Origin of the sequence: Paraburkholderia sp. MM5477-R1, from assembly GCF_050436385.1 — a bacterium.
Taxonomy (GTDB): Bacteria; Pseudomonadota; Gammaproteobacteria; order Burkholderiales; family Burkholderiaceae; genus Paraburkholderia; species Paraburkholderia tuberum.
This window is the reverse complement of record NZ_JBNDMC010000010.1, coordinates 37,693-59,169: the sequence shown is the minus strand read 5'-3', so window position 1 is coordinate 59,169 and position 21,477 is coordinate 37,693. Positions and strand designations below refer to the sequence as shown.

Below are 21,477 nucleotides of genomic sequence, written 5' to 3'. Positions count from 1 at the left end.
GCAAGTCGTGTGGGCGGAGGCCTGGTGCCGGTCTCTTGCCACTCGCGGTGGGCGAAAGCCGACAACTTCTTGCCAATTTCCGTCTTGACCGGAAGCGTCAGGGCGCGGCGCTTATATTCCTTTCACGTCGACGAGATTCAAGTTCGCCACATGCGATCGCGTGAACACGCTGTGCTAACCCATCCAGTGCTCGGTATACAGCGGCTTTGACGGAGAACTCGTACAACCATGCCATGGATACTGACACGGTTAATCTGGCGGACTACGCACAGACCTTACTAACTTTACTGTGGGCGCGATCAAATTTGAAGTGCAACACCTTGCTCGTGTAAGGTGTGCCAATGCAAAAAAGAAGTTACCAACAACTGCAGCCTGAAGAACGCATGACGATTGCAAGCATGAAGCAGCAGGGTTCGAGCGTTCAGGTCATCGCCCGAACACTCGGGCGCGCAGCATCAACCGTGAGCCGCGAGCTGACCAGAAACGCGTGTTCTGCCGTGGGCTATGCGTCTGCACCGGCGCAGGCGCTCAGCACGAGCCGACGTGAGGCTGCGCGCCCGTGTCCCAAGCTGCGCCCTCAAAGCGTGTCGTGGCGCGTGGTACTCACCCTGCTGGAATGGAAGTGGTCGCCCCAGCAGATCTCAGGTACCCTCAAGCGCATGTGGCCCAACGATCCGACCCAGCACGTCTCCCACGAGACCATCTACACCGCCATCTATGCCCAGCCACGCGGTGAGCTGCGCCGCCAGCTTATCGCCTGTCTGCGCCACGGCCACAGCACGCGTATGTCACGCAAGCGGGGCACTGACCGGCGCGGCCAGATCCCCGACATGGTGAGCATCCATGTGCGCCCGCCTGAGGTCGACGACCGGGTGATGCCAGGCCATTGGGAAGGCGACTTCATCAAGGGCGCTGGCAACCAGTCTTCCGTCGGCGTGCTGGTTGAGCGCACCAGTCGCCTGGTGCTGTTGGCGAAGATGGAAGACGCCACCGCCGCCTCGGCACTGGCGGGCTTCACTGCCAAGCTGAATTCGATCGCTGCCCTTCTGCGGCAGAGCTTCGCTTACGACCAGGGCAAGGAAATGACCCGCCATCAGGAACCCAGCGCCGCCACCGGCGTGCGCGTGTACTTCTGCGATCCGCACAGCCCCTGGCAACGCGGCACCTGTGAGAACACCAACGGGCTGCTGCGTCAGTACTTGCCAAAAGGCACCGACCTCTCGACCTACAGCCAGGACGACCTCGATGCCATCGCCGACAGCCTCAACAGCCGACCGCGTGCTACGCATGCATTTCATTCGCCATTCGAGGTGTTCGAACGTATGCTCGCAACCGCTTCGATAACTTCAGCTTCCGTTCATTAACCCGCTGTTGCGCTTCACCTTTGAAACCGCCTTTTTTTTATCGCGTCCATCTGATTGCATTCTGAGTCGCTGAGCCATCAGAAACCCATACGCAGCGATACTCAGTGTGGCGTGGTGGTGAAAGCCGCGCCAGCCACGCCCTTCGTAATGTCCCAGTCCGAACTCCTGCTTCAGATCCTGGTAGTCGCGCTCGATACGCCAGCGCATCTTGGTCACGAACACAAGCTGTTCAAGTGTCGCCTCTTGCGGAGCGGTAGAGAGAAAGTACTTGAGCGGCTCCGTATCGCCCTCAGGCCATTCAATGAGCAGCCACTCTTCGTCGCGCACAGTACTTCGCTCATCGTCGCGATGTGCGGGACGAACCCGTACGGCGGCAAAGCGTGAGGACAGTGCTGCGTTGCTACCTTCCCGCCAGGTTACGGCTTGCCAGGCGTTCACGGGTAATTGCATGGCCAGTTCCTTCACCGCGATCGGCTCGTGGCCGGGCGCACGGCGCAACAATGTCGGCGGCTTGCCGCGCCCGCTCCAGGGCCTGGGCGGAAGTGGCGCCGTACCGGGTGCCCACACCGAGGTGCCAGGCCGGATCCCAATAGCCTCGCGAAGTTGGGCCAGCGCAATCCGGGACTTGGTCTCGAAGGCCAGTTCGTCTGGAATGCCCGCGCGACGGGCACGTTCGCGGTCGTCAATCCATTCCTTGGGGACATACAGCTGATAAGCGATCGGCAGGCTGCCGCGTTGCGTCGCGATCGACAGGCTCACGGCGACCTGGCAGTTGTCCTGTTTGCCGAGCTGGCCGCAATACTGGCGTGCCACCCCGACCGAATGACGCCCCTTCTTTGGAAAACCTGTGTCGTCAATAATCCAGTAGTAGCCGGTTTCTTCGGCAGCGTGCGCGCCTAACGCGGGCATCACCCATTCGCGTACCCGCTGCAGGAGCGCACGATCAGACCATTCTGCCTTGGCCACAAAGTGGTGGAGTGACTGGTGCTTCGCACTCGCGTGAAGTGGGTCAATATGCGCGGCCATCGGCTCGACGCTCTTGCGTGACAGCCGCAATACCAGGCCCGAACAGTAGCCCTTGAGGCCGGCATGGCGATCGGCGTGCCCTAACGCTTGCGCCAGATGATTCAGATACGCGTCAAATTCGTCGACATCTTCTTTCATCGCGATCGCCTGGAGTCCGTATTACTCAATAGTACCAGGTATCGCTTTGCTGTGAGTATTTTATGACACAGTACGACTAAGGAACTGACGTCTTATCGCCGCGGTAACGCTGATCGTCGGTAGAACATTCTCGTCATTCAATTCAAGGCGCGGGCTTGACGAGCATTTAGCGGGAGCTAATCGTGCAAAGCGTTCAGTTGACCGGGACTCCCATCGTACTTTCGAGATTCATATTCGGCACCGCCAGTCTTTAAAACAGTGGCTCCGAAAAAAACAAGACGACGACTATTATTCTCTGCGGTGGACGCCGGGTTCACCCATTTCGACACGGCCCCCTACTATGGCTTTGGCTTGGCCGAGCGCGATCTTGGCCACGTTCTCAAAGGACGACTGGAGGTCACTGTCACCAACAAAGTCGGGATCTATTCGCCCGGCGGCGAGGAGCAAAGCGGGGCCGCTGTTTTTGTTCGCAAGGCGACAGGGCGCTTCATAAAGGCCATCTCGGGTCCAACGGTGGATTTCTCAGTCGCCCGAGCGAAGAGAACACTCGAGGGCAGTTTGCGTCGTCTAAAGCGTGACTCTATCGACATCTACGCGCTGCACGAGCCTGAACTTTCCCTGCTCAATACTGATGAATGGTTGAAATGGCTCGAGAGTCTCCTACGCGACGGAACGGTCCGTACTTTCGGCCTCGCGCTAACTACGGATAAGGTCGAACCGTTCCTCGCTGCCGGCTCCGAACTGACCCGCTTCATTCAGGTCCACGACAGTCTCACCGGTCGCGAGGCTGACGTACTGACCTGCTACAGCAAGCCCTTCCAGATCACTTATGGTTATGTCTCCGCGTCCCGCAAGGAGGGGTCGCCGCTGTCCGTGACAGAGGTTCTGCGTCGGGCACTACTTCGCAATACCAATGGCGCAATCATCGCGAGCACGAAGCAGTTGGCCAGGCTGCAGCAATATGCCCGGCTCGTGGAGGAAACGGCCGATGCTCAATGACCTGGGCGGGCAGGGCGCGATTTCGCGGGCAGCCGATTTCATAGTCATCGGCGCGGGAACCGTCGGCCTACCGATCAGCGTACTACTGGCGCGGAAGACAGGCGCAACCGTCATCTGCCTGGAAACCGGCGGATTGCGCCAGGAAGAGGACACGCATCCGCTCAATGAAGTCGTCCAGTAGGGGACGTTCTACAAGGGTGCCTCGCACGGACGTTTCCGATGCCTGGGCGGTACCTCGATGCGATGGGGCGGTGCCCTCATTCCCTTGGCGGTTTCAAAGGTGAAGCGCAACAGCGGGTTAATGAACGGAAGCTGAAGTTATCGAAGCGGTTGCGAGCATACGTTCGAACACCTCGAATGGCGAATGAAATGCATGCGTAGCACGCGGTCGGCTGTTGAGGCTGTCGGCGATGGCATCGAGTTCGTCCTGGCTGTAGATCGAGAGGTCGGTGCCTTTTGGCAAGTACTGACGCAGCAGCCCGTTGGTGTTCTCACAGGTGCCGCGTTGCCAGGGGCTGTGCGGATCGCAGAAGTACACGCGCACGCCGGTGGCTGCGCTGAGCTCCTGATGGCGGGTCATTTCCTTACCCTGGTCGTAAGTGAAGCTCTGGCGCAGAGGGGCAGCGATCGAATTCAGCTTGGCAGTGAAGCCCGCCAGTGCCGAGGCGGCGGTGGCGTCGTCCATCTTCGCCAGCAGCACCAGGCGACTGGTGCGCTCAACCAGCACGCCGACGGAAGACTGGTTGCCAGCGCCCTTGATGAAGTCGCCTTCCCAATGGCCTGGCATCACCCGGTCGTCGACCTCAGGCGGGCGCACATGGATGCTCACCATGTCGGGGATCTGGCCGCGCCGGTCAGTGCCCCGCTTGCGTGACATACGCGTGCTGTGGCCGTGGCGCAGACAGGCGATAAGCTGGCGGCGCAGCTCACCGCGTGGCTGGGCATAGATGGCGGTGTAGATGGTCTCGTGGGAGACGTGCTGGGTCGGATCGTTGGGCCACATGCGCTTGAGGGTACCTGAGATCTGCTGGGGCGACCACTTCCATTCCAGCAGGGTGAGTACCACGCGCCACGACACGCTTTGAGGGTGCAGCTTGGGACACGGGCGCGCAGCCTCGCGTCGGCTCGTGCTGAGCGCCTGCGCTGGTGCAGACGCATAGCCCACGGCAGAACACGTGTTTCTGGTCAGCTCGCGGCTCACGGTTGACGCCGCGCGCCCGAGTGTTCGGGCGATGACCTGAACGCTCGAACCCTGCTGCTTCATGCTTGCAATCGTCATGCGTTCTTCAGGCTGCAGTTGTTGGTAACTTCTTTTTTGCATTGGCACACCTTACACGAGCAAGGTGTTGCACTTCAAATTTGATCGCGCCATATTTGTGGAGCGTCATTTCATCAGCAATGCGAAGGGGATTCTCTTCACCACCGACAGTGAGCGCGAACTGGCGCGCTTGGCGTTTCCGCTGTACAGGGCGAAGGAGCTGATGATGATGATTGGCACGGCACCGCCACCTTCGACGGAAACGTTGGACGTTGCGCAGCGGCATTCGCTAGCGACGCCGGGCAAGATTATCCTCTTTCTCGGGCGAATTCACGAGAAGAAGGGCTGCGACTTGCTAATCCAGTCGTTTCACGATCTCCAGAACTTGAGCACCGACTATCGCCTCGTCGTCGCAGGCCCCGATGATCATGGACTCGGGGCCAGATTGCGTCGCGAGGCCGTGCGGCTCGGCATCGCGGATCGTGTTAGCTGGCCTGGCATGGTAACGGGGGCGCACAAGTGGTCGCTGCTGCGCGCTGCCGACGTCATGGTTTTGCCCTCGCATCACGAAAACTTCGGCGTGGTGGTGGCCGAAGCACTAGCGTGCGGCGTGCCGGTGCTCTTGACCGACAAGGTCGGAATCTGGCAAGAGGTCGTTGCCGATGGAGCCGGGTTCGTGGACGACGACACGCGAGAGGGTATCACCCGCCTTCTGACGCGATGGGCAATGCTGCCGGACGACGAGAAGGTTGCGATGCAATGTTCGGCAAAGCAGTGTTTCAACAATCGGTTTCATATCTCCAGAGTAACGCAGAACTATATCGCGTTGATGAGCAAGCAGGTAGCGTAAGCATTTCTGCTTTAACACACGCGTGCAGGATGGCTGTCGCAGGAAGTTGAGTTCGTCAGCGCGATTTTACGCTCAACCGTTGCTGCCCCTTCCAGGACATCTCATTCGCGGAAGAGCAGCGTCAGAGGATCACACGCTCCAATGCCGCTTGCAGATAATTTTTTCGTGCGCGCACCGGTTTCCATTCTGCGGCTCTGTTTTCGTCGCTTGCCGTTTGGTATCGGAGCCTCGGAAGGGCGCGACAGGGATCGCTATGTGCGCGCCGCGCGTTCCGCTGCATGCAATGCGGTGAGTGCCGCGATGGGCTTTGCGGTAGTGCTGCTCCCGGTCTCTTTAACGCTTCTGTATCCGTATCTCGGGCAAGAGCGCTTTGGCATTTGGATGACAATATCAAGCCTCGCAGTGATGTTGTCGGTGCTTGACTTTGGCGTGGCGAATGGCCTCGTCAACCTGGTTGCGGACGTGAAAACGAGCGACGATCCAGAGAAACTGCAGACGATTGTGACTCGCGGCGTACTCCTGCTCGTGGTGATCGGCGCAGCCGCTGGGGCTGTCCTCGTTGGTGCCGTGAGGTTGCTGGACTTCCAAAGGCTGCTCAAGATCGAATCGGCAGACGTCACAAGAGAAGCGGTGGAGTCAACCGTGGTTTTCATCACGCTGTTTTGCGTGAACATCCCACTAAGCGGCGTGAGAAAGGTTTTTCATGGTCTTCAGCGAGCATGGGAGCCACATATCGCTGCTGCGATCGGATACTTTTTCTCGCTACCGCTTCTTTATCTCTGCAACCGCTATCGCGCACCGTTGCCGTATCTCGTGGTTTCTACCTATGGCATGCGGGTCGGCACGACGTTGATTCTCGTTTGGCGTCTTCGACGTGAGCGGATTTTTCGAGTTCATCGCGGCATATGGCCGGGAACGGGGTGGCAAGACTCGAGGCTGCTACTGCGGACGAGCAGCATGTTCCTGATTCTTCAACTTGGCATGATATGCGGCAGCGCATGCGATCCCCTGATCGTTTCAAACATTCTCGGCGCGAAGGAAGTGGCGAGACTGGCCGTTGCGCAGCGGTTGTTTCAGGCGATCACCGTCGGGATGGCCATGCTGTCGGGGCCGCTCTGGGGTCTCTATGCCGACGCACACTCGCGCGGTGAGAAGGTGTTCATCAGGCAAACGCTGAAGGTGTCCATGGGCGTCACGGGCGGCATCGCGGTGCTGACAAGCGCGCTGATTCTGGCAGCTTCCCCCTGGCTTCTGAAGGTTTGGACGGGCAATCACCTGACTGTACCTTTCTCATTGCTGTGCGCGGCGGGGATGCTGGCGGTGGTTGAAACAACGGGAAACGCTTTCACCATCTTTCTGAATGGAATGAGCGAATTGCGCCCCCAGTTGCTTGCCGTGCTGATCTTTAGCGCGGTATCCATTCCGCTCAAGGTATGTCTGCTCTTGAAGTTCGGGCACAGTGGAATGGGTGGTCTGGTCGTCCATCATTGCGAGCATCATCGCCGACTATGGCGTCTATATCGGCCTCTGCAGGAAGCAGATTCTTGCGCACGCGTCGCTGGGTCCGCTTTCGTGACTCTCGCACCCACCTTCTGAACGTATGGCCGACCTCCAGGAAAAGTTGCGGTTGGCGGGGGACGCGCTCAAAAACAGACGTGGAGCCTTGAGGAGAATCATGGCCGCCTGCTTCGGCCTGTCTGGCGCATCTGCACAAGCGGCGCAGCGGCAGGCATCCGGACTGCAGCCGTCGCACACGCAGAGCGGTTCGACCTCGATGCAGCCCGTGAGCGACTTGTCGCCCGACGACAGGGTGATAGTCACCAGGTCTTCCCTCGCTTACACCGAAATCCGACACCTCGCTGAATTTGTGCTTGCACAAGGTCCGATTCAGGGCTACGCCAGCTTGCGTGACTACGGCGGACCGCTTACGAGACTGCTCGTTTCTCAGCACGCTGCGGGCGAACGCGATTTGGATGCTGCATATTATTGGCTCGATCCTACCGACGTCTTGAGCCGGGACAATGGTGGCACAGTGCTGGTTTCGAAGAGCGGAAGGCGTTGGAAGCGCGTATTCGAGGGCGACATCCATGCCCGATGGTTCGGTGCACGCGGTGACGGCACGACGGATGACGGTGACGCGATCAATCGCGCCGTCGCATTCGCAGGATCGCTCTATGCATCGACGGGCCGGACTCAGTGCGTTGTGCTTGATAACGGCACGTTCTACCTTGCAGCCGCGCGCGGAACGCTGGCCATCCCTTGTCACGACGATGGCACGGTTAAGCAGGGAAAAGGCGGGAGACTCCCGTCTGAGCCTCCCATGCGACAGCCCTATTGCGTAGGCGTATGGCCGGGGGTCAAACTCTATGGACATAACGCCGTGGTGAAGGGCAACTATCGCTACGGCATGGCGGACGCGTCGCAGCCAGTCACTTTCGGCTTGCTCGATCAATTCGACACGGCGATGGATGCAGGGCTCGAGAATCTGACATGCGTGGATTGCTTCATGGTTTTTGGCGCCCTGTCCCCGACGCTCGCAGGCTGCATCTTTGACAGACTTCACTTTGTCGGCTGCGGGGTGGGTATCTATGCGGCTGTGCTGGAACAGTGCACGTTCAGCAATATCGAGGCGCTGCGCACGGGCGTCCCTGTTCTTGTCGGAGGGCAATGGGTCGATCGCAACGACGACTACAACGAACGAGGCGGCTTCGCGGACAAGTGCACCATCATCAACGTACGTAACATCTATGACCGCGTCTATGGCGACGATGAGCGCAAGATCGATCAATGGTTCGATGCCACGTTCTTCAAGTCAATCAACAGCGAGCGCAGACTCAGCGCGTCGACGAATGCCGCGTCACCGGCCAGGGCGTATCCCTATCGGGGCATTTGCGGATTCTGCATACGCGTCATGGCGCGCTATGCGCGCCCTTCGAATAGCAATGTCTTCATGCAAATAACGCACGCTTACTCGCCGCGTCCAGCGGTGCTGGTTGATGCATGCCAATCGGCTGTCTTCAACGGCGTTTATATGGAACGCGTCGGCTATCGCGACCATCGCAAGCGAACCGGTGCCGTTGGCGCCGGATGGGACGATCCTTACCTTGGTCATGGCGTCCTCGTCCCGGCGTTCATAGGAGAACTCGACGTCTCCTCCTGCGTTTCCGGTGTCAACATCCAGCAGTCTTTCGGCGTTTCGGTCGTTCGATCTGACGGCCCTGTCGGATCCGTCCAGTCATCGGACTGTGTTTTCAAAGAACCGCAGCCTCGCTACACCCTGCCTGCCACCACTTTCACCGACGATGTGACGATACGCAGTGGCGCGCTTCGCGCATTGGAGGATGCCAGGCATCGGATCGGTGGATTGAGCCTCTACACCGTGCATTTCGATGGCGGCAGTTTCGACACTGAGATTTCCTGCCCGAAGGACGAAGAAGGGCATGCAGTCATGGTGCTGGTGTCACGCGATGCGAACCGCGTAGAGAGCGCGTCGTCCGGTCTCTATCTGCTGCAGCTTTCGCGTAATAGTACGAGCGCTCCGGTTGGAACGCTCGTGTCGGGAAGCGATGTCCTGCGTTTTGCTGTAAGTCCGCGGAACATGCTGGAACTACGAGCTACTGTCCATGGCGCACACCACGTCGTGATGATCGGCAACCGGCCGTTCGAGACTTAGACCGACCCCGCATCTGGGGCAAAGCTGATCAAGTCCACCGCAGACTCTCAACCGACTGCATGAACGAGGTCTCATTGCCGATCCGGTCAATAAAGCGAAATCCGTGGTGATGACGGAGGACGGTCTGCGAGAATCTGAACGCCTCTTCAAGCAGCACTTCGTCACCGCTGGCAGCAAAACCGATTAATGAAACGAATTTCCAACTCACGACACCAGGGGTCACGCTACTGGCCAGTGGATCGTTTCATTCTAAACGACCGTCCTATCGTGCCCGACAACATCTTGGCGATTTCGGTCTCGACACGGCGCAAGCAGCAGGCCTATCTAAAATAAACTGCGGCGGCGAATGTTCCGCGTTCTCGAATTTCAGTCATTGAAGTAGTAGCAGAGTACCCGTCTAAATGGACGCACGGTCAATGCGTCGTCGCTCCCGTAACTGGTTGCGCCTGGCGTTATCCCGCTGGCGGGCGCAAAGCACTCCACCCGAGAAACCATGGCCTCAAGGAAATAGATCACGCGCGATGATCCGATGCATGAAGGAGATTCACGACGCCATATGCTTTGTTTCCGCGGATGCAAGGTCCATCGCCGATGCGTTGGCAAACGTAGAGCAGACGTATCGCCGCAAACGCATGAGCATCGAGCGGGCAATGAAAGCAGCCGCCCAACTTCTGACGCGAGACGCGCTAGAAAGGTCAATATCCAGGGCTTTGAGCAGTCGAATCAAGGACTAGTCCATTGAACCAATGAAATTGCACCGAGCTAATAGTGCATGGGCAAAATGAATCTGAGCGAAACCGAGCGCGAAGAGCTGATGTCGATGCAGCGCAGCCGCACGATGGCCGTTGGCCAGGTGAGGCGGTGCGCGGTTGATCTTGCTGCTCGACGAAGGAGCCTCGCGTGCGGCGATCATGGCGGAATTGCGTTGCGATTCGCGTTTCATTACAACGTGGCAAATGCGTTTCACCAGTGAGCGTTTGGCTGGGTTGTACGGCAGACATCCAGGCCGGGCACCGCGACCTGACCTGGCGGTCCTTGAAGCGAGAGTGCTCGACTACACACTGCGACGTAAGCCGGCCGACGGCTCGACACACTGGAGCAGCCGCAAACTGGCGGCACAGTTGGGCACGGCCTTCGTGACGGTGCAGCGTATTTGGCGCAAGCACGACATTCGGCCACATCGTCTCGATACCCACATGGTGTCCAACGATCCCGACTTTGAGGCGAAGGCAGCCGACGTGATCGGGCTGTACCTCAATCCGCCGTTGCATGCGGTGGTGTTCTGCGTGGACGAGAAGACAGCCATCCAGGCGCTGGATCGCAAGGACCGGATGTTGCCGCTCTCGCCTGGACGCGCCGAGAGCCATGGCTTTGAATACAAACGCAACGGCACCCTGAGCCTGTTCGCCGCATTGAATGTTGCCACCGGTGAGGTGCTGGGCAAAACCGCGCCACGCCATACCAGTGGCCAGTTTGTTGCGTTCCTCACGGAGGTGTTATGGGCACAGCCGCGCGGAAAGGAGATTCACGTGATCTGTGACAACGTTAGCAGCCACAAAACCAACGCCGTTCAAACATTTCTGGTTGACCATCCGAAAGTGTCGATACATTACACCCCGACGTATTCGTCATGGCTGAATCAGGTCGAGAACTGGTTTGCACGCATCCAGCGCGACGACATTGCGCGTGGCGTATTCACCAGCACTAAGGATCTCAACAAAAAGCTCATGCGTTATATCTGTCAATACAACAAGCAGGCGCGCCCATTGAAATGGAAGTACTCCGATCCATCGCGGCGAATCCGGTGCAATTCATTCGGTTCAACGGACTAGGCCGACGCTTTGATCAAGCCGCTCTAACCCGGAATGACCTGTCGTGGCCTTGAACGTGACTTGATTTGCTGGCATTGAGGGACAGGAACCGCAGTCGGCAGACGGGTGCCCTGGGTACCAGGGGCGGAACTTCAATCCGTGGTGCAGGATCGCGCACGCCGCGTGAATTCGTCAGGCGCTGGCGAGCCCGGTACGCTGCACGTCATTCTCGAAGTCGGCGTAGGTTGAGGCGATGCCCTCTCTGAGCGTAATCGTGGGCGCCCATTCCAGAGCGGCGAGCTTCGATACGTCGAGCAACTTTCGCGGCGTCCCATCGGGCTTCGACGAGTCGAATCTCAGCGATCCAGAAAAACCGACGACATCGCAGATCAGTCGTGCGAGGTCGGCAATCGCTATGTCCTTTCCATATCCGACATTGAACATGCCCTCGACCAGGTCGTTGCTCAGCAGGACGAGAACCGCGGACGCCAGATCGTCTACATGAAGGAATTCCCGTCTCGGCAATCCGGAGCCCCATACCGGGAGCGATTCGAGTCCGTTCAGCTTTGCCTCGTGCGCCTTGCGGATGAGCGCGGCCAGCACATGGCTGCCTTGAAGATCATAGTTGTCGTTGGGGCCATAGAGATTCGTGGGCATCACCGATATGAAGCGCGTTCCGTATTGCTTGTTATACGCTTCACAAAGCTTGTGACCCGCGATCTTTGAGATGGCATAGGCTTCGTTGGTTTGTTCGAGAGCGCTCGTGAGCAGGTAATCCTCTTTTATGGGCTGAGGGCAAAGCCTTCGATAGATGCACGATGAACCGAAGAAGACGAGCTTCTGCGTGTGACTCTTGAATGCTGCATGAATCACATTGGTTTCGATGACGAGGTTCTCGTAGAGAAACGAAGCCGGCTGAGTCGAATTGGCATGAATTCCGCCGACTTTGGCTGCGGCCAGGAGGACGACGTCTATGTGCTCTCGAAAAAATCCATCACGGCGCGCTGATCCAGCAAGTCGAGCGACTGTCTCGAGGCCGTGATCACGTGATCATATCCGGAACTGGCAAGGCGCCGAAGGAGAGCCGAGCCGACCATTCCCTTATGTCCGGCGACATAGATGCGAGAGTTTCTGTTCATGTGAATGGCCAATAGTCGAGAGAGACACGTCGGTCGGAACGTGAGTTGCCCCGCCACTTGATTCAAAGGGCTACGACGTGCGATTTCATCAGCTTAGCAATGCATATGGACCATTCAAGGTCATGGCGGACGGTGCCAATATATTGGCGCGGTCCGTGTGCACCTCTCCGCGGTCGTTGCGGAGGATATAAAGATGCGCGAGGTGACGCTGCAACGTAATACCCCGGTCAGCCAACTTCATTCCGTATTCGGCCATCTGACCGTGTGACCACCGAACCGATCCTATGCTTCACGGACGCATGAAGGACCACCGTGGGCCAATTTATGTCGTAAGCGGCCTGCTCCCGGAAGGTTCGGTGTGTCGGGATACTACCGGCTCTCTTCGAGGAAAAAAATGGAAGCTCTACCGATAACGAACAACGCAGAGGTCGTTCATGACTCGAATTTCGAAGTAGTCTCGTTCGAAGGTGAAACGCTCGCCATGATCATCCGGGATTCGTTCTCGAGAAGTGGTGTGAGTTTCTTTACTCCGAAGGAGTTTCCTCAGCAACTCGCGTACATGGAACATCCCGCCGGAAAAATGATCGACGCGCATCTTCACTGCAAGTTGGTGCGGCAGATCGAATGGACGCAAGAAGTGCTCTTCGTCAAGCGTGGCCGTGTCCTGGTGAAGTTCTATACGCCCGATAAGGACTACCTGTCGAGCCGTGTACTGTACGCGGGCGATGTCATCTTGCTAGCGTCGGGCGGTCACGGCTTCGAGATGCTCGAGGACGCGTCTTTCTTCGAAGTCAAACAGGGGCCCTATATGGGAGAGCAGGAAAAATTGCGCTTCGCGTCCGCAAACCTGAGCCGATGCAGTGAAGCGAGTAACGGCCCAGGCGTCGAGCTTGAAGTTAAGGACGGCGCGCGATGATTCCGGTCAACGAACCCCTGCTCGACGGAAAGGAGCGCGTCTATCTGAACGAATGCATTGAAAGCGGGTGGATTTCTTCGGACGGGGCGTTCGTCGAGCGTTTCGAACGTGCGATGGCGGGTTACGTCGGCCGCAGACACGCGATTGCCGTCGCGAACGGCAGCGCTGCGTTGGACGTGGCGGCGGTGGCTCTGCGGCTCGGTCCCGACGACGAAGTTATCATCCCCACGCACACGATCATATCGTGCGCATCGGCCATTGTTCGCACCGGTGGACTCGCGCACCATCAGTTCATCGGGGAAGGCCTGGTACTCCTTCGGCCTGAGCACTGGACTGCGGGAAACGGGCCTGGTTCGACGGCGTATCGGGCATCGAGATCCCGGTGCCGTCAACCAGCTTGACCGGGCGCCCGCGCCACTTCCAGGCCGGCTCGGCCTGCTCATGCAGTTGGCGCCCCGTCTCGCGCGCCAACTCCCGCACCATCGTCAGCAGCAGTCTCTGGCGAGCGCGGCAGTAGCCTCCCGTACGCACACTCATGGGCCGCAGCCCGTCGGCAGCTCGCTGCGCCGCCCACCCGTTGACTGCCTTCTGACAGGAGGCGTCCTCTTCCAGCGCCTGGCGCATGAACATCGACAGGGTCACCGTCGGCGGATACAGCCGTTCCCGATGTTCTGGCAAATACGCTTCTGTTATGCCCAACAGCCCCGGGCTCGTCAGTATGTTGAAGTAGTCTACCGCCTGGGCCCTGCACGCCCGGCTTTGAACCCTGCTTCGTGTTTGCCTGTGATGACTTCGTGCATTACGATCCATGGGGGCTGATCTTTGGAATGAGACGGTGTTTGCCTGGTAACAACCATCGTATCAATCCCTGGATCAGCCCCCTCCCTTTCTCTTCAAGCACTTACCCGCGTCTTCTCCTCCATGCAGGCTTAAGTAAGTGCCATTCTGTCTAGTGATAGACCAACATGCCAAAACAGTCCGCCTTGAGATGTAAAATCCGCCGAAACGCCGGTTTTTGCTGGTAGCTCGACCGCCTCTGCATCGCTAAAGGTCAGGGTTTCGGGGATGAAGTTTTGTCAAAAAACCCGGCGCTAAGCCCCGTTAGAACAGTGTTGCAGCATGGAGCCATCTTGAAAAAAGTATTCGTCACCGTGTTTTTAGTGTCGCTCGCGGCGTACGCCAATGCCAGTTCGGCCGATACGCCCTCGCAACAGGCCGCTGATAGGGGCTATGGGAACCTGCACAGCCAATCCCTCGCACCCATTAAACCGTCCAATCGGGCTCCGCAATCCGGTGCAAAAACGAGCAAGCTGACGAAGCAGCAAGCGGCAGACAGGATCTATGGAAATATTCACAGCAACAGCATGAAGCCGCTCAACAAATAAACCGAGCCGGATTGCGGGAAAGGTCAGGGTTTCGGGGATGGTTTTTCAGGGTTGTATATCTCAATGCAAGGCAAGCCCGCGACGCGGGCGCGTCAGCCCGTAGGGAAAAGCATCGCGGGGAGTCGGTGTGCAACGTTGGAACCCGGCCCTCTGGCCGACGAAACCACAGGACGCTTCGTCGTCGCCGAGATAGTCAGCGAAATTATTGAACGCCCACCGCGAAGCGCGCGCGAGTTCCACGTTCTGGCGCACCGAATAGTGCATGCGCAACAGGCCGGACGACTGTGACGTGCTGCCCGCGCCGATCATGCCCTGTTCGATAATCAGCACCCCGTTGAGCTTTGCCTCGTGTGCCGTACGGATGAGCGCAGCCAGCACATGCCCGTTCTGCAAATCATCGTCGTTCGGACATCACCGATATGTACCGCGTTCCGTGCCGTCGGTTATACCCCTCGCAAAGCTTGAGCCCGGCGACGTTCGCGATAGCGTAGGCTTCGTTGGTATGCTCGAAGCTGCTCGTGTGCAGGTACTCTTCCTTTATGGGCTGCGGGCAACACTTTGGATAAGTGCATGATGAACCAAAGAAGAGCAGATCGGGTGGTGATAGCCGTGACTGGCAATGCGCCGGAGAAGGCCGAACCAACCATACCCTTGTGTCCAGCGACATAGATCCGGGAAGTCTTTATTCATGTTGGTGCCCAATCGTCCATTGAGGCGCATTGATCCGAAGGTGATTTCAAGTGGAGCGTGGATCCTGAAAGGCCCGACGTGCGATTCTCAGGTTAGTGACGGGTGTAGACAGGTCTCAGCCTGTTGCGGCCGGTGCCAGGATCTTGTCGCGGCCCGCGCTTCCTCTCACCGATGACATCGGCGAAATGAATGCGTGTGAGACCACCTTGTACCGCGAAACTCGCTTCAGCCAACGTCATGGCATATTCGGTCAACCCGTCTAGTGACCCTGGAACTGCTCCTATGCTTGCAGACGCGTGAGGTCGTTCTCTCTTCATCAAGCGGGGCCGCGTGATGGTCAAGCTCTATACGGCCGATCGAAAATTCCTGACGAGCGCGTGCTGTGCGCGGGTGATGTCATCTTGCTGGCGTCAGGTGGGCACGGGTTCGAGGTCATCGACGACGTATCTTTCATCGAAGTCAAGCAGGACCCCTAGGTGGGAGAGCAGGAGAAAGTGCGCTTCACGGCGAACCCATAACCGATGAATTGAATTGGCGATGCCGGGAAGTACGTGTTCGACGCAAGACCAGAGGGGTGGATGATGGAAGACGCGGTGAGTTCTGAAGACGCAATGGCAGCGGCGATCGCAGAAGCATCGCTCGGGCACTCCTGTCGGCGCATCGTCCCGGTCATTCTCGCAGGCGGATCGGGCACGCGCCTCTGGCCGATGTCGCGTGAGCAGTTTCCAAAGCAGTTGATCGAAGTGGTCGGACGGGATTCATTGCTGCAGGCTACCGTCACACGGATGGAGGGTTTCGTCGGCGGCTTCGACGTCGACACTCAGCCGATTATCGTGTGTGGGGAGGAACACCGGTTCCAGACAGAAGAGCAGGTGCGGGCGTGCGGCGTCTGCGCGAAGATTATCGTCGAGCCTGCGCGGCGCGATACGGCGCCGGCGCTCACGCTCGCGGCGCTCGAAGCCGTTAATCAGGATGACGACGCGATCATGGTGGTGATGCCGTCTGACCATTCCATCTCAGACATTCCGGCGCTGCATCGTGCGATCGCAATTGCCGCTGAATATGCCGAACGCTCCATGATCGTGACGCTCGGCGTTGCGCCCACACGGCCGGATACCGGCTTTGGCTACATCCGAATCGGCGACGCCCTCGAAAACGGCACACATCTGATCGACCGCTTCGTCGAAAAGCCCACGACCGAACTTGCCGCGCAGTACGTCGCTGCAGGCACCTACTGGTGGAACAGCGGCATCTTCATCGTGCGAGCAGGCGTGTGGCTCGAAGCGCTAGCCAAGCTCAACGGCGACATGCATGCGGCCTGCACCGCGGCGTTCGCGGAAGGCAAGGCGGACGACAACTTCATTCGTCCTTGCCCGTTTCAGTTCGGCCGTGTGCCGGCGGATTCCATCGACTATGCGGTAATGGAGCACATCGGCGCGGCCGGCTCGCCTTGCAAAGGCGTGGTCGTGCCATTGGCGGCGGGATGGTCGGACCTCGGATCCTGGGATGCCGTGTGGGAAGCGATGGAGAAGGACGGGCTCGGCAACGTCGCGAGCGGGCGTGTCGTGTTCGAAGGCGCGACCTCGAGCTATGTGCGCGCCGAGGGCGGGCGGCTGGTTGCATGCGTTGGCACCTCCAACGTAGTCGTTGTCGACACGGACGACGCCGTGCTCGTCGCCGACCGCTCACACGCGCAGGACATCAAGACGCTGGTGGCGCGCTTTCGCGAGCAGCGCGCGCCTGAAGCCGAGACGCACCGGAAGGTGCGCCGTCCGTGGGGCTTCTACGATGCGATCGAGCGCGGCGAGCGGTTTCAGGTGAAGCGCATCGTGGTTGCGCCAGGCGCTCGCCTGTCATTGCAGATGCACCACCATCGCGCCGAGCACTGGGTCGTCGTGCGCGGCACCGCGCTCGTGACACGGGGCGAGGACCAGTTTCTTCTTTCAGAAAACCAATCGACCTTCATTCCGCTCGGCGTGCAGCATCGGTTGGAGAATCCGGGCAAAGTGCAGCTCGAAATCATCGAGGTTCAATCGGGCAGTTATCTCGGCGAGGACGATATTGTGCGCCTGGACGACTGCTACGGCCGAATTTGACGCTATCGCATTGCATAGTGCATCGGAAGCCAATCCTATCGACTTGAGGATTGCCACATGATGGCCGTGGCAGCGAAGGCCTTGTGTGGCACGATTGCCGACGAGAAACCAGCAAACGAGCGCGACGAAGTCCAGCACGCGGCGACGGCCGAAATGCCGGGGTTGTATTGGAAGCAGGGCTCCCAGGCCAGAGGTATGACATGAGCGATATACAGGGGGGGGCTCGCACGCGTATTCGATGTCGGCATGGTGGTGTGCGCCGCGGCCGTCGCGTCGCGTCGCGTCGCGGATCAGGTTCAGGCGCCGCAGATAAGCAATCCGCTCGATCCAATATCTGTGACGAGCCGAACTGGCGCCATGCCGCTCACGACCATTCAGCGAATCGCGTTCGACAGTGCGACGGGCGCTCTGCGCGAGAAACTCGCGGCATTGCCCGTGGATATTCCGACGACAAGGATGGCGCCGAATGCTGAAGGCACACCGAATCGATCTGCAAAGCCGGAAGGCTCCTCGGTTTGAGCAGCGAGACGATGCGGAGATTGTCGCATTGACGAAGTCAACGGAATTCGTCGCGCGGTAACGTAGATGAGCATGATGGCAAAGACGAGAACGCCGGGCATCGCGCCGGCTTTGGAGGGTAGCGAAGCGTCTCACTGCTCATTGGAGATGATTCTGCTGTGTCTCGCCATTCGGACGGATCACGACGGGCGCGGTTGCCCGTATCGTGCGCGTGTCCGATGGCGCACAGGGCGTACAGCCGGTCAACAACTCTAGCGACCAGCTGTTTAACCCAGGCAAACCAGGCCATCAACGATGTCGCCAATAACGCTTATGCCGGCATCGCAGCGGCAATGGCTATGCCGAACATAATGCCGTCCGGTCCCTGGCGCAAGGCGCTCGCGGGGCGCGTGATAAACGCACGGCCAGAGGCGTGAGGTTTCGGCTTCAGCCCTGAATCAGCGGGAGCCTGAGCAAAGCGTCGACCTTTCTGACGACGCTCCCGGCGTTGGCCAGCGCCTTAGAGGCCGATTTCACCGACGCGTCGTACCCGGCGGCCGTCCAGTTTCCCCTTGATGCCCAAGCGCACGCGACAGATTGCCCACCTCGCGCTTGAGCAACTCCGCGAATTGCGCGACGCGCTCATCGGTTACGCGCACGCTCGGCCCGAAGATGCACACCGAACCTGCCACCTGGTTCGCGCCGTTGAAGAACGGCGCGGCTACCGCGACTGCGCCGGCGATCAGCTCGTGATGGCTGGTGCCGAAGCCTCGTGCGCGGACCGCGTCGAGATCGGCGGCTAGCGCCGCGACGTCCTGATCCGGATCGGTCAGATAGCGCCGCAGATCGCCCTCCGACAGCGGCATCTGCGAAAGAATCGTGCGGCCGCTCGCGCCGAGCACGAGCTTCTCGCGATAGCCGACCCCGCGCCGGAAACTCAGCGGCTGCGGACTTTCCAGTTCGGCCACGCAGATCCGGTACGTCCCCTCCGGCACGAACAACGCGACCGTCTCCGATGTCGCTTCCCAAAGCTCACGCAGCATCGGCTGCGCGAGCTGCGCGATCGTATTGTTCGCCATCCACGCGTGCGCGAGTTGCGCGACCGAACTGCCGAGCCTGAAGCGTTGCGGCTCGCCCGACGAGGCGAGAAAGCCGTTCTGTTCGAGCGTATTCAGCAGGCGGTACAGCGTCGGTCGGCTCAGGTCCACGCGGGTCAGCAGCTCCGCGACGGTCAATTCTTTGTCCCCGGGTCGGAACGCCAGAAGAATTTCTAGCGCTCGTTCGACTGCCCGCACATTTTCGTGCGGCTTTTTTTCTTCCATTTGAAATTTCCTTTCTGCGGCGGTCCGCGTCGATTGCACATTGTAGTGAAAGTCCCTAGCCGCAAGAACTTGACGTCGATCAATCTGTCCGTACAATGAGACTGCATTCTCATACAACGGACAAACGGATTCGGAGGAATGATGGACAAGAACATGTCGGAAACTCTGGTTCGCACTGGCCCAGGCACGGCGATGGGCGATCTGATGCGCCGCTACTGGGTGCCGGTGCTCCTCGCCAGCGAAATCGCAGAGCCTGATTGCCCGCCGGTGCGCGTGCAGATCCTCGGCGAAAAGCTGCTCGCTTTTCGCGATTCCGGCGGCCAGCCGGCGCTGATCGACGAGTTCTGCTCGCACCGCGGCGTGTCGCTGTACTTCGGCCGCAATGAAGAGAACGGCATCCGCTGCTCGTATCACGGTCTGAAATTCGACCGCAACGGCAACTGCGTGGAAGTGCCGTCCGCGCCGCAGGCGTGCAAGCACATGGGCATCACCGCGTATCCGTGCATCGAACGCGCGGGCATCGTGTGGGCGTACATGGGGCCGAAGGACCGCCAGCCGGCGCCGCCGGATCTCGAGTGGTGCAATCTGCCGGAGAGCCACGTGTTCGTCTCGAAGCGGCTGCAGGAATCGAACTACCTGCAGGCGATGGAAGGCGGCATCGACACGAGTCACGTGTCGTATGTACACCGCTACGAGGTCGACGAGGACCCGATGCATCAGGGCACGAAGGCACTCGACTACATCAAGGCGGACGGCAACGTGATCTTCGAGATCGAGAAGCAGCCGTTCGGCCTCACACTGTTCGGCCGCCGCAACGGCGAGCCGGATTCGTTCTATTGGCGCGTCACGCAGTGGCTGTTCCCGTGGTACACGCTGATCCCGCCGTTCGGCGATCACTCGCTCGCGGGCCACGTATGGGTGCCGATCGACGATCACACCTGCTGGGCGTGGAGCATCAACTTCCGCCCGGACCGTCCGCTCGACGAGCAGGAACTGGCCGACCTGAACGCCGGCAAGGGCATTCATTGTGAGTACGAGGAGGGTGGCACGTTCCGGCCGAAAGCGAACAAGGACAACGACTACCTGATCGACCGCCAGGCTCAGAAGGAAAAGCGCGCGTACTCGGGCGTGTTCGGCTTCGCGATGCAGGACGCGTCGCTGCAGGAAAGCATGGGTCCGATCCAGGATCACAGCAAGGAAAAACTGCTGCCGACCGACCGCGCGATCGTGATGGCGCGCCGCATGATGTACGAGGCGGCAACGGCGCTGGTGCCCGACACCGATCCGCCCGCGATCGACGCCGACCAGCAGCGCGTACGTGCTGCCGGCGTGCTGCTGCCGCGCGATCAGAAGCCGCAGGAATGGGCGGTGATCCATCTGCACGACGGCAAGGACCAGCCGATCTACTCGATCTGATGCACGGCGGTGCCGGACTCTGGTCCGGCCCCGCGTGTCGTCGTCTGGTCCGACTGGACCTTCTGCCCATTCCGCAAAAGGAGGCCGGCTGCGCGCCGGCATGCAATGCAGCAACGTAAAAGACTCGAGGACAAGGTCGCGCTGATCACCGGAGGCGGAGGCGGCATCGGTGCCGCGACCGCGCGCGTGTTCTGCGCGGAGGGCGCCGCGGTGGTGCTCGTCGATGCGAACCCGGAGGCGCTCACGCGTGTCGCCGACGAACTGAAGGCGGCTGATCCGTCCGCGCGTGTCGAGACGTTCGCGGCCGACGTGTCGCACGACGCCGACGCGGTGCGCGCGGCGCAACTCGCCGCCGATTCGTTCGGCCGGCTCGACGTGCTGGTGAACAACGCGGCGATGCGCAACTACAGCGCGCTCGCCGACGCGACGCCGGCCGAGTGGCAGGCGATGGTGTCGGTCAATCTGGTCGGCACATCCAACTATTGCAGGGCAGCGCTGCCGTTCCTGCGTCGCGCGGGCCGCGCGAGCATCGTCAACGTGTCGTCGTGCTACGCGGTGACCGGCCGCAAGGGCATGGGCCTGTACGACGCGACCAAGGCCGGCATGCTCGCGATGACCCGCACACTCGCGTTCGAGGAGACCGCGAACGGCGTGCGCGTGAACGCGGTGTGCCCGGGTTCGACGCTGACCGAATTCCACATGAACCGGGCCATTGCATCGGGCAAAAGCGTCGAAGTGCTGAAGACGCAACGCCAGGACACGTCGTTGATCGGCCGTTGGGCGTCGCCCGAAGAGATCGCATGGCCGATCCTGTGGTTCGCGAGCGACGAGGCTTCGTACATAACCGGCACGACGCTGATGGTCGACGGCGGCCTGTCGGCGATGTGAGCGGAGGA

17 protein-coding genes and 6 pseudogenes are annotated in these 21,477 nt (G+C 59.7%); 16 read left to right on the top strand and 7 right to left on the bottom strand.

The annotated features are described in order from the left end of the window. The first annotated feature begins 341 nt into the window (after nt 1–341). Entirely contained in the window at nt 342–1,364 is a 1,023-nt protein-coding gene (locus OKW35_RS44090) for an IS30 family transposase (protein WP_429555334.1), read from the top strand. On the opposite strand, the gene OKW35_RS44085 is transcribed toward OKW35_RS44090, so the two are convergent. After that, nucleotides 1,347–2,528, bottom strand: a complete 1,182-nt coding sequence (locus OKW35_RS44085) for an IS701 family transposase (RefSeq protein WP_429555333.1) — start codon at nt 2,526–2,528, stop codon at nt 1,347–1,349. The two genes, OKW35_RS44090 and OKW35_RS44085, sit on opposite strands and share 18 nt — an antisense overlap. A gap of 258 nt (nt 2,529–2,786) precedes the next feature. On the opposite strand from OKW35_RS44085, the gene OKW35_RS44080 reads away from it, so the two are divergent. Beyond that, a complete protein-coding gene (locus tag OKW35_RS44080) occupies nt 2,787–3,527 on the top strand; it encodes an aldo/keto reductase (RefSeq protein ID WP_429555332.1) in 741 nt (246 codons plus the stop codon). Further along, entirely contained in the window at nt 3,517–3,708 is a 192-nt protein-coding gene (locus OKW35_RS44075; protein WP_429555331.1) for a hypothetical protein, read from the top strand. Before OKW35_RS44080 ends, OKW35_RS44075 begins: the two co-directional genes overlap by 11 nt. Before the next feature lie 117 nt (nt 3,709–3,825). On the opposite strand, the gene OKW35_RS44070 is transcribed toward OKW35_RS44075, so the two are convergent. Further along, nucleotides 3,826–4,848, bottom strand: coding sequence for an IS30 family transposase (locus OKW35_RS44070; RefSeq protein WP_429445436.1), 1,023 nt, complete (start codon nt 4,846–4,848; stop codon nt 3,826–3,828). 25 nt (nt 4,849–4,873) lie between these two features. Here OKW35_RS44070 and OKW35_RS44065 point away from each other — a divergent pair, with 25 nt between their 5' ends. The 5 genes and pseudogenes from OKW35_RS44065 (at nt 4,874) to OKW35_RS44045 (ending at nt 11,140) form a co-directional block, all read left to right on the top strand. Then, nucleotides 4,874–5,635 (top strand): glycosyltransferase, encoded by a 762-nt coding sequence (locus OKW35_RS44065; protein ID WP_429555330.1) that lies wholly within the window; start codon nt 4,874–4,876, stop codon nt 5,633–5,635. 141 nt (nt 5,636–5,776) lie between these two features. Further along, the gene (locus tag OKW35_RS44060) at nt 5,777–7,231 is read left to right on the top strand and encodes a lipopolysaccharide biosynthesis protein (protein WP_429555329.1); all 1,455 of its coding nucleotides are present in this window, start codon (nt 5,777–5,779) and stop codon (nt 7,229–7,231) included. 79 nt (nt 7,232–7,310) lie between these two features. Next, a complete protein-coding gene (locus OKW35_RS44055) occupies nt 7,311–9,308 on the top strand; it encodes a hypothetical protein (RefSeq protein ID WP_429555328.1) in 1,998 nt (665 codons plus the stop codon). 46 nt (nt 9,309–9,354) lie between these two features. Beyond that, nucleotides 9,355–9,495: pseudogene (locus tag OKW35_RS44050) on the top strand (DUF6429 family protein); the annotation flags it as partial. 585 nt (nt 9,496–10,080) lie between these two features. After that, nucleotides 10,081–11,140, top strand: a pseudogene (locus OKW35_RS44045) (IS630 family transposase). 171 nt (nt 11,141–11,311) lie between these two features. Here OKW35_RS44045 and OKW35_RS44040 read toward each other — a convergent pair. Further along, nucleotides 11,312–12,216, bottom strand: a pseudogene (locus OKW35_RS44040) (GDP-L-fucose synthase family protein). Nucleotides 12,217–12,616: 400 nt separating this feature from the next. Between OKW35_RS44040 and OKW35_RS44035 the strand changes: the two are divergent. Together OKW35_RS44035 and OKW35_RS44030 are read left to right on the top strand one after the other, a co-directional pair. After that, nucleotides 12,617–13,174, top strand: a complete 558-nt coding sequence (locus OKW35_RS44035) for a hypothetical protein (RefSeq protein ID WP_429555327.1) — start codon at nt 12,617–12,619, stop codon at nt 13,172–13,174. Beyond that, nucleotides 13,171–13,575, top strand: a complete 405-nt coding sequence (locus tag OKW35_RS44030) for a DegT/DnrJ/EryC1/StrS family aminotransferase (protein WP_429555326.1) — start codon at nt 13,171–13,173, stop codon at nt 13,573–13,575. The genes OKW35_RS44035 and OKW35_RS44030 overlap by 4 nt, the downstream gene beginning before the upstream one ends. On the opposite strand, the pseudogene OKW35_RS44025 reads toward OKW35_RS44030, so the two are convergent. After that, nucleotides 13,472–13,984 (bottom strand): annotated as a pseudogene (locus tag OKW35_RS44025) (IS4 family transposase); the annotation flags it as partial. The gene OKW35_RS44030 and the pseudogene OKW35_RS44025 sit on opposite strands and share 104 nt — an antisense overlap. 320 nt (nt 13,985–14,304) lie before the next feature. Between OKW35_RS44025 and OKW35_RS44020 the strand changes: the two are divergent. Next, the gene (locus OKW35_RS44020; protein WP_184054953.1) at nt 14,305–14,559 is read left to right on the top strand and encodes a hypothetical protein; all 255 of its coding nucleotides are present in this window, start codon (nt 14,305–14,307) and stop codon (nt 14,557–14,559) included. Between the two features lie 156 nt (nt 14,560–14,715). Here OKW35_RS44020 and OKW35_RS44015 read toward each other — a convergent pair. Together OKW35_RS44015 and OKW35_RS44010 are read right to left on the bottom strand one after the other, a co-directional pair. Beyond that, nucleotides 14,716–14,868 (bottom strand): annotated as a pseudogene (locus OKW35_RS44015) (NAD(P)/FAD-dependent oxidoreductase); the annotation flags it as partial. A 21-nt stretch (nt 14,869–14,889) separates the two neighbouring features. Further along, nucleotides 14,890–15,151: pseudogene (locus OKW35_RS44010) on the bottom strand (NAD-dependent epimerase/dehydratase family protein); the annotation flags it as partial. A 709-nt stretch (nt 15,152–15,860) separates the two neighbouring features. Here OKW35_RS44010 and OKW35_RS44005 point away from each other — a divergent pair. The 3 genes from OKW35_RS44005 to OKW35_RS43995 all read left to right on the top strand — a co-directional run bounded on the left by OKW35_RS44005 (nt 15,861) and on the right by OKW35_RS43995 (nt 17,864). Next, the gene (locus OKW35_RS44005) at nt 15,861–17,345 is read left to right on the top strand and encodes a mannose-1-phosphate guanylyltransferase/mannose-6-phosphate isomerase (protein ID WP_429555874.1); all 1,485 of its coding nucleotides are present in this window, start codon (nt 15,861–15,863) and stop codon (nt 17,343–17,345) included. A gap of 57 nt (nt 17,346–17,402) precedes the next feature. Next, nucleotides 17,403–17,549, top strand: coding sequence for a hypothetical protein (locus OKW35_RS44000; RefSeq protein ID WP_429555325.1), 147 nt, complete (start codon nt 17,403–17,405; stop codon nt 17,547–17,549). 153 nt (nt 17,550–17,702) lie between these two features. After that, nucleotides 17,703–17,864, top strand: coding sequence for a hypothetical protein (locus OKW35_RS43995; protein ID WP_429555324.1), 162 nt, complete (start codon nt 17,703–17,705; stop codon nt 17,862–17,864). 512 nt (nt 17,865–18,376) lie between these two features. Here OKW35_RS43995 and OKW35_RS43990 read toward each other — a convergent pair. Then, a complete protein-coding gene (locus tag OKW35_RS43990; RefSeq protein WP_429555323.1) occupies nt 18,377–19,165 on the bottom strand; it encodes an IclR family transcriptional regulator in 789 nt (262 codons plus the stop codon). 141 nt (nt 19,166–19,306) lie between these two features. Here OKW35_RS43990 and OKW35_RS43985 point away from each other — a divergent pair, with 141 nt between their 5' ends. Together OKW35_RS43985 and OKW35_RS43980 are read left to right on the top strand one after the other, a co-directional pair. Continuing rightward, complete coding sequence (locus OKW35_RS43985) at nt 19,307–20,581, top strand: Rieske 2Fe-2S domain-containing protein (protein ID WP_429555873.1); 1,275 nt, start codon at nt 19,307–19,309, stop codon at nt 20,579–20,581. A gap of 105 nt (nt 20,582–20,686) precedes the next feature. Then, a complete protein-coding gene (locus tag OKW35_RS43980) occupies nt 20,687–21,469 on the top strand; it encodes an SDR family NAD(P)-dependent oxidoreductase (RefSeq protein WP_090806258.1) in 783 nt (260 codons plus the stop codon). Nucleotides 21,470–21,477: the final 8 nt, after the last annotated feature.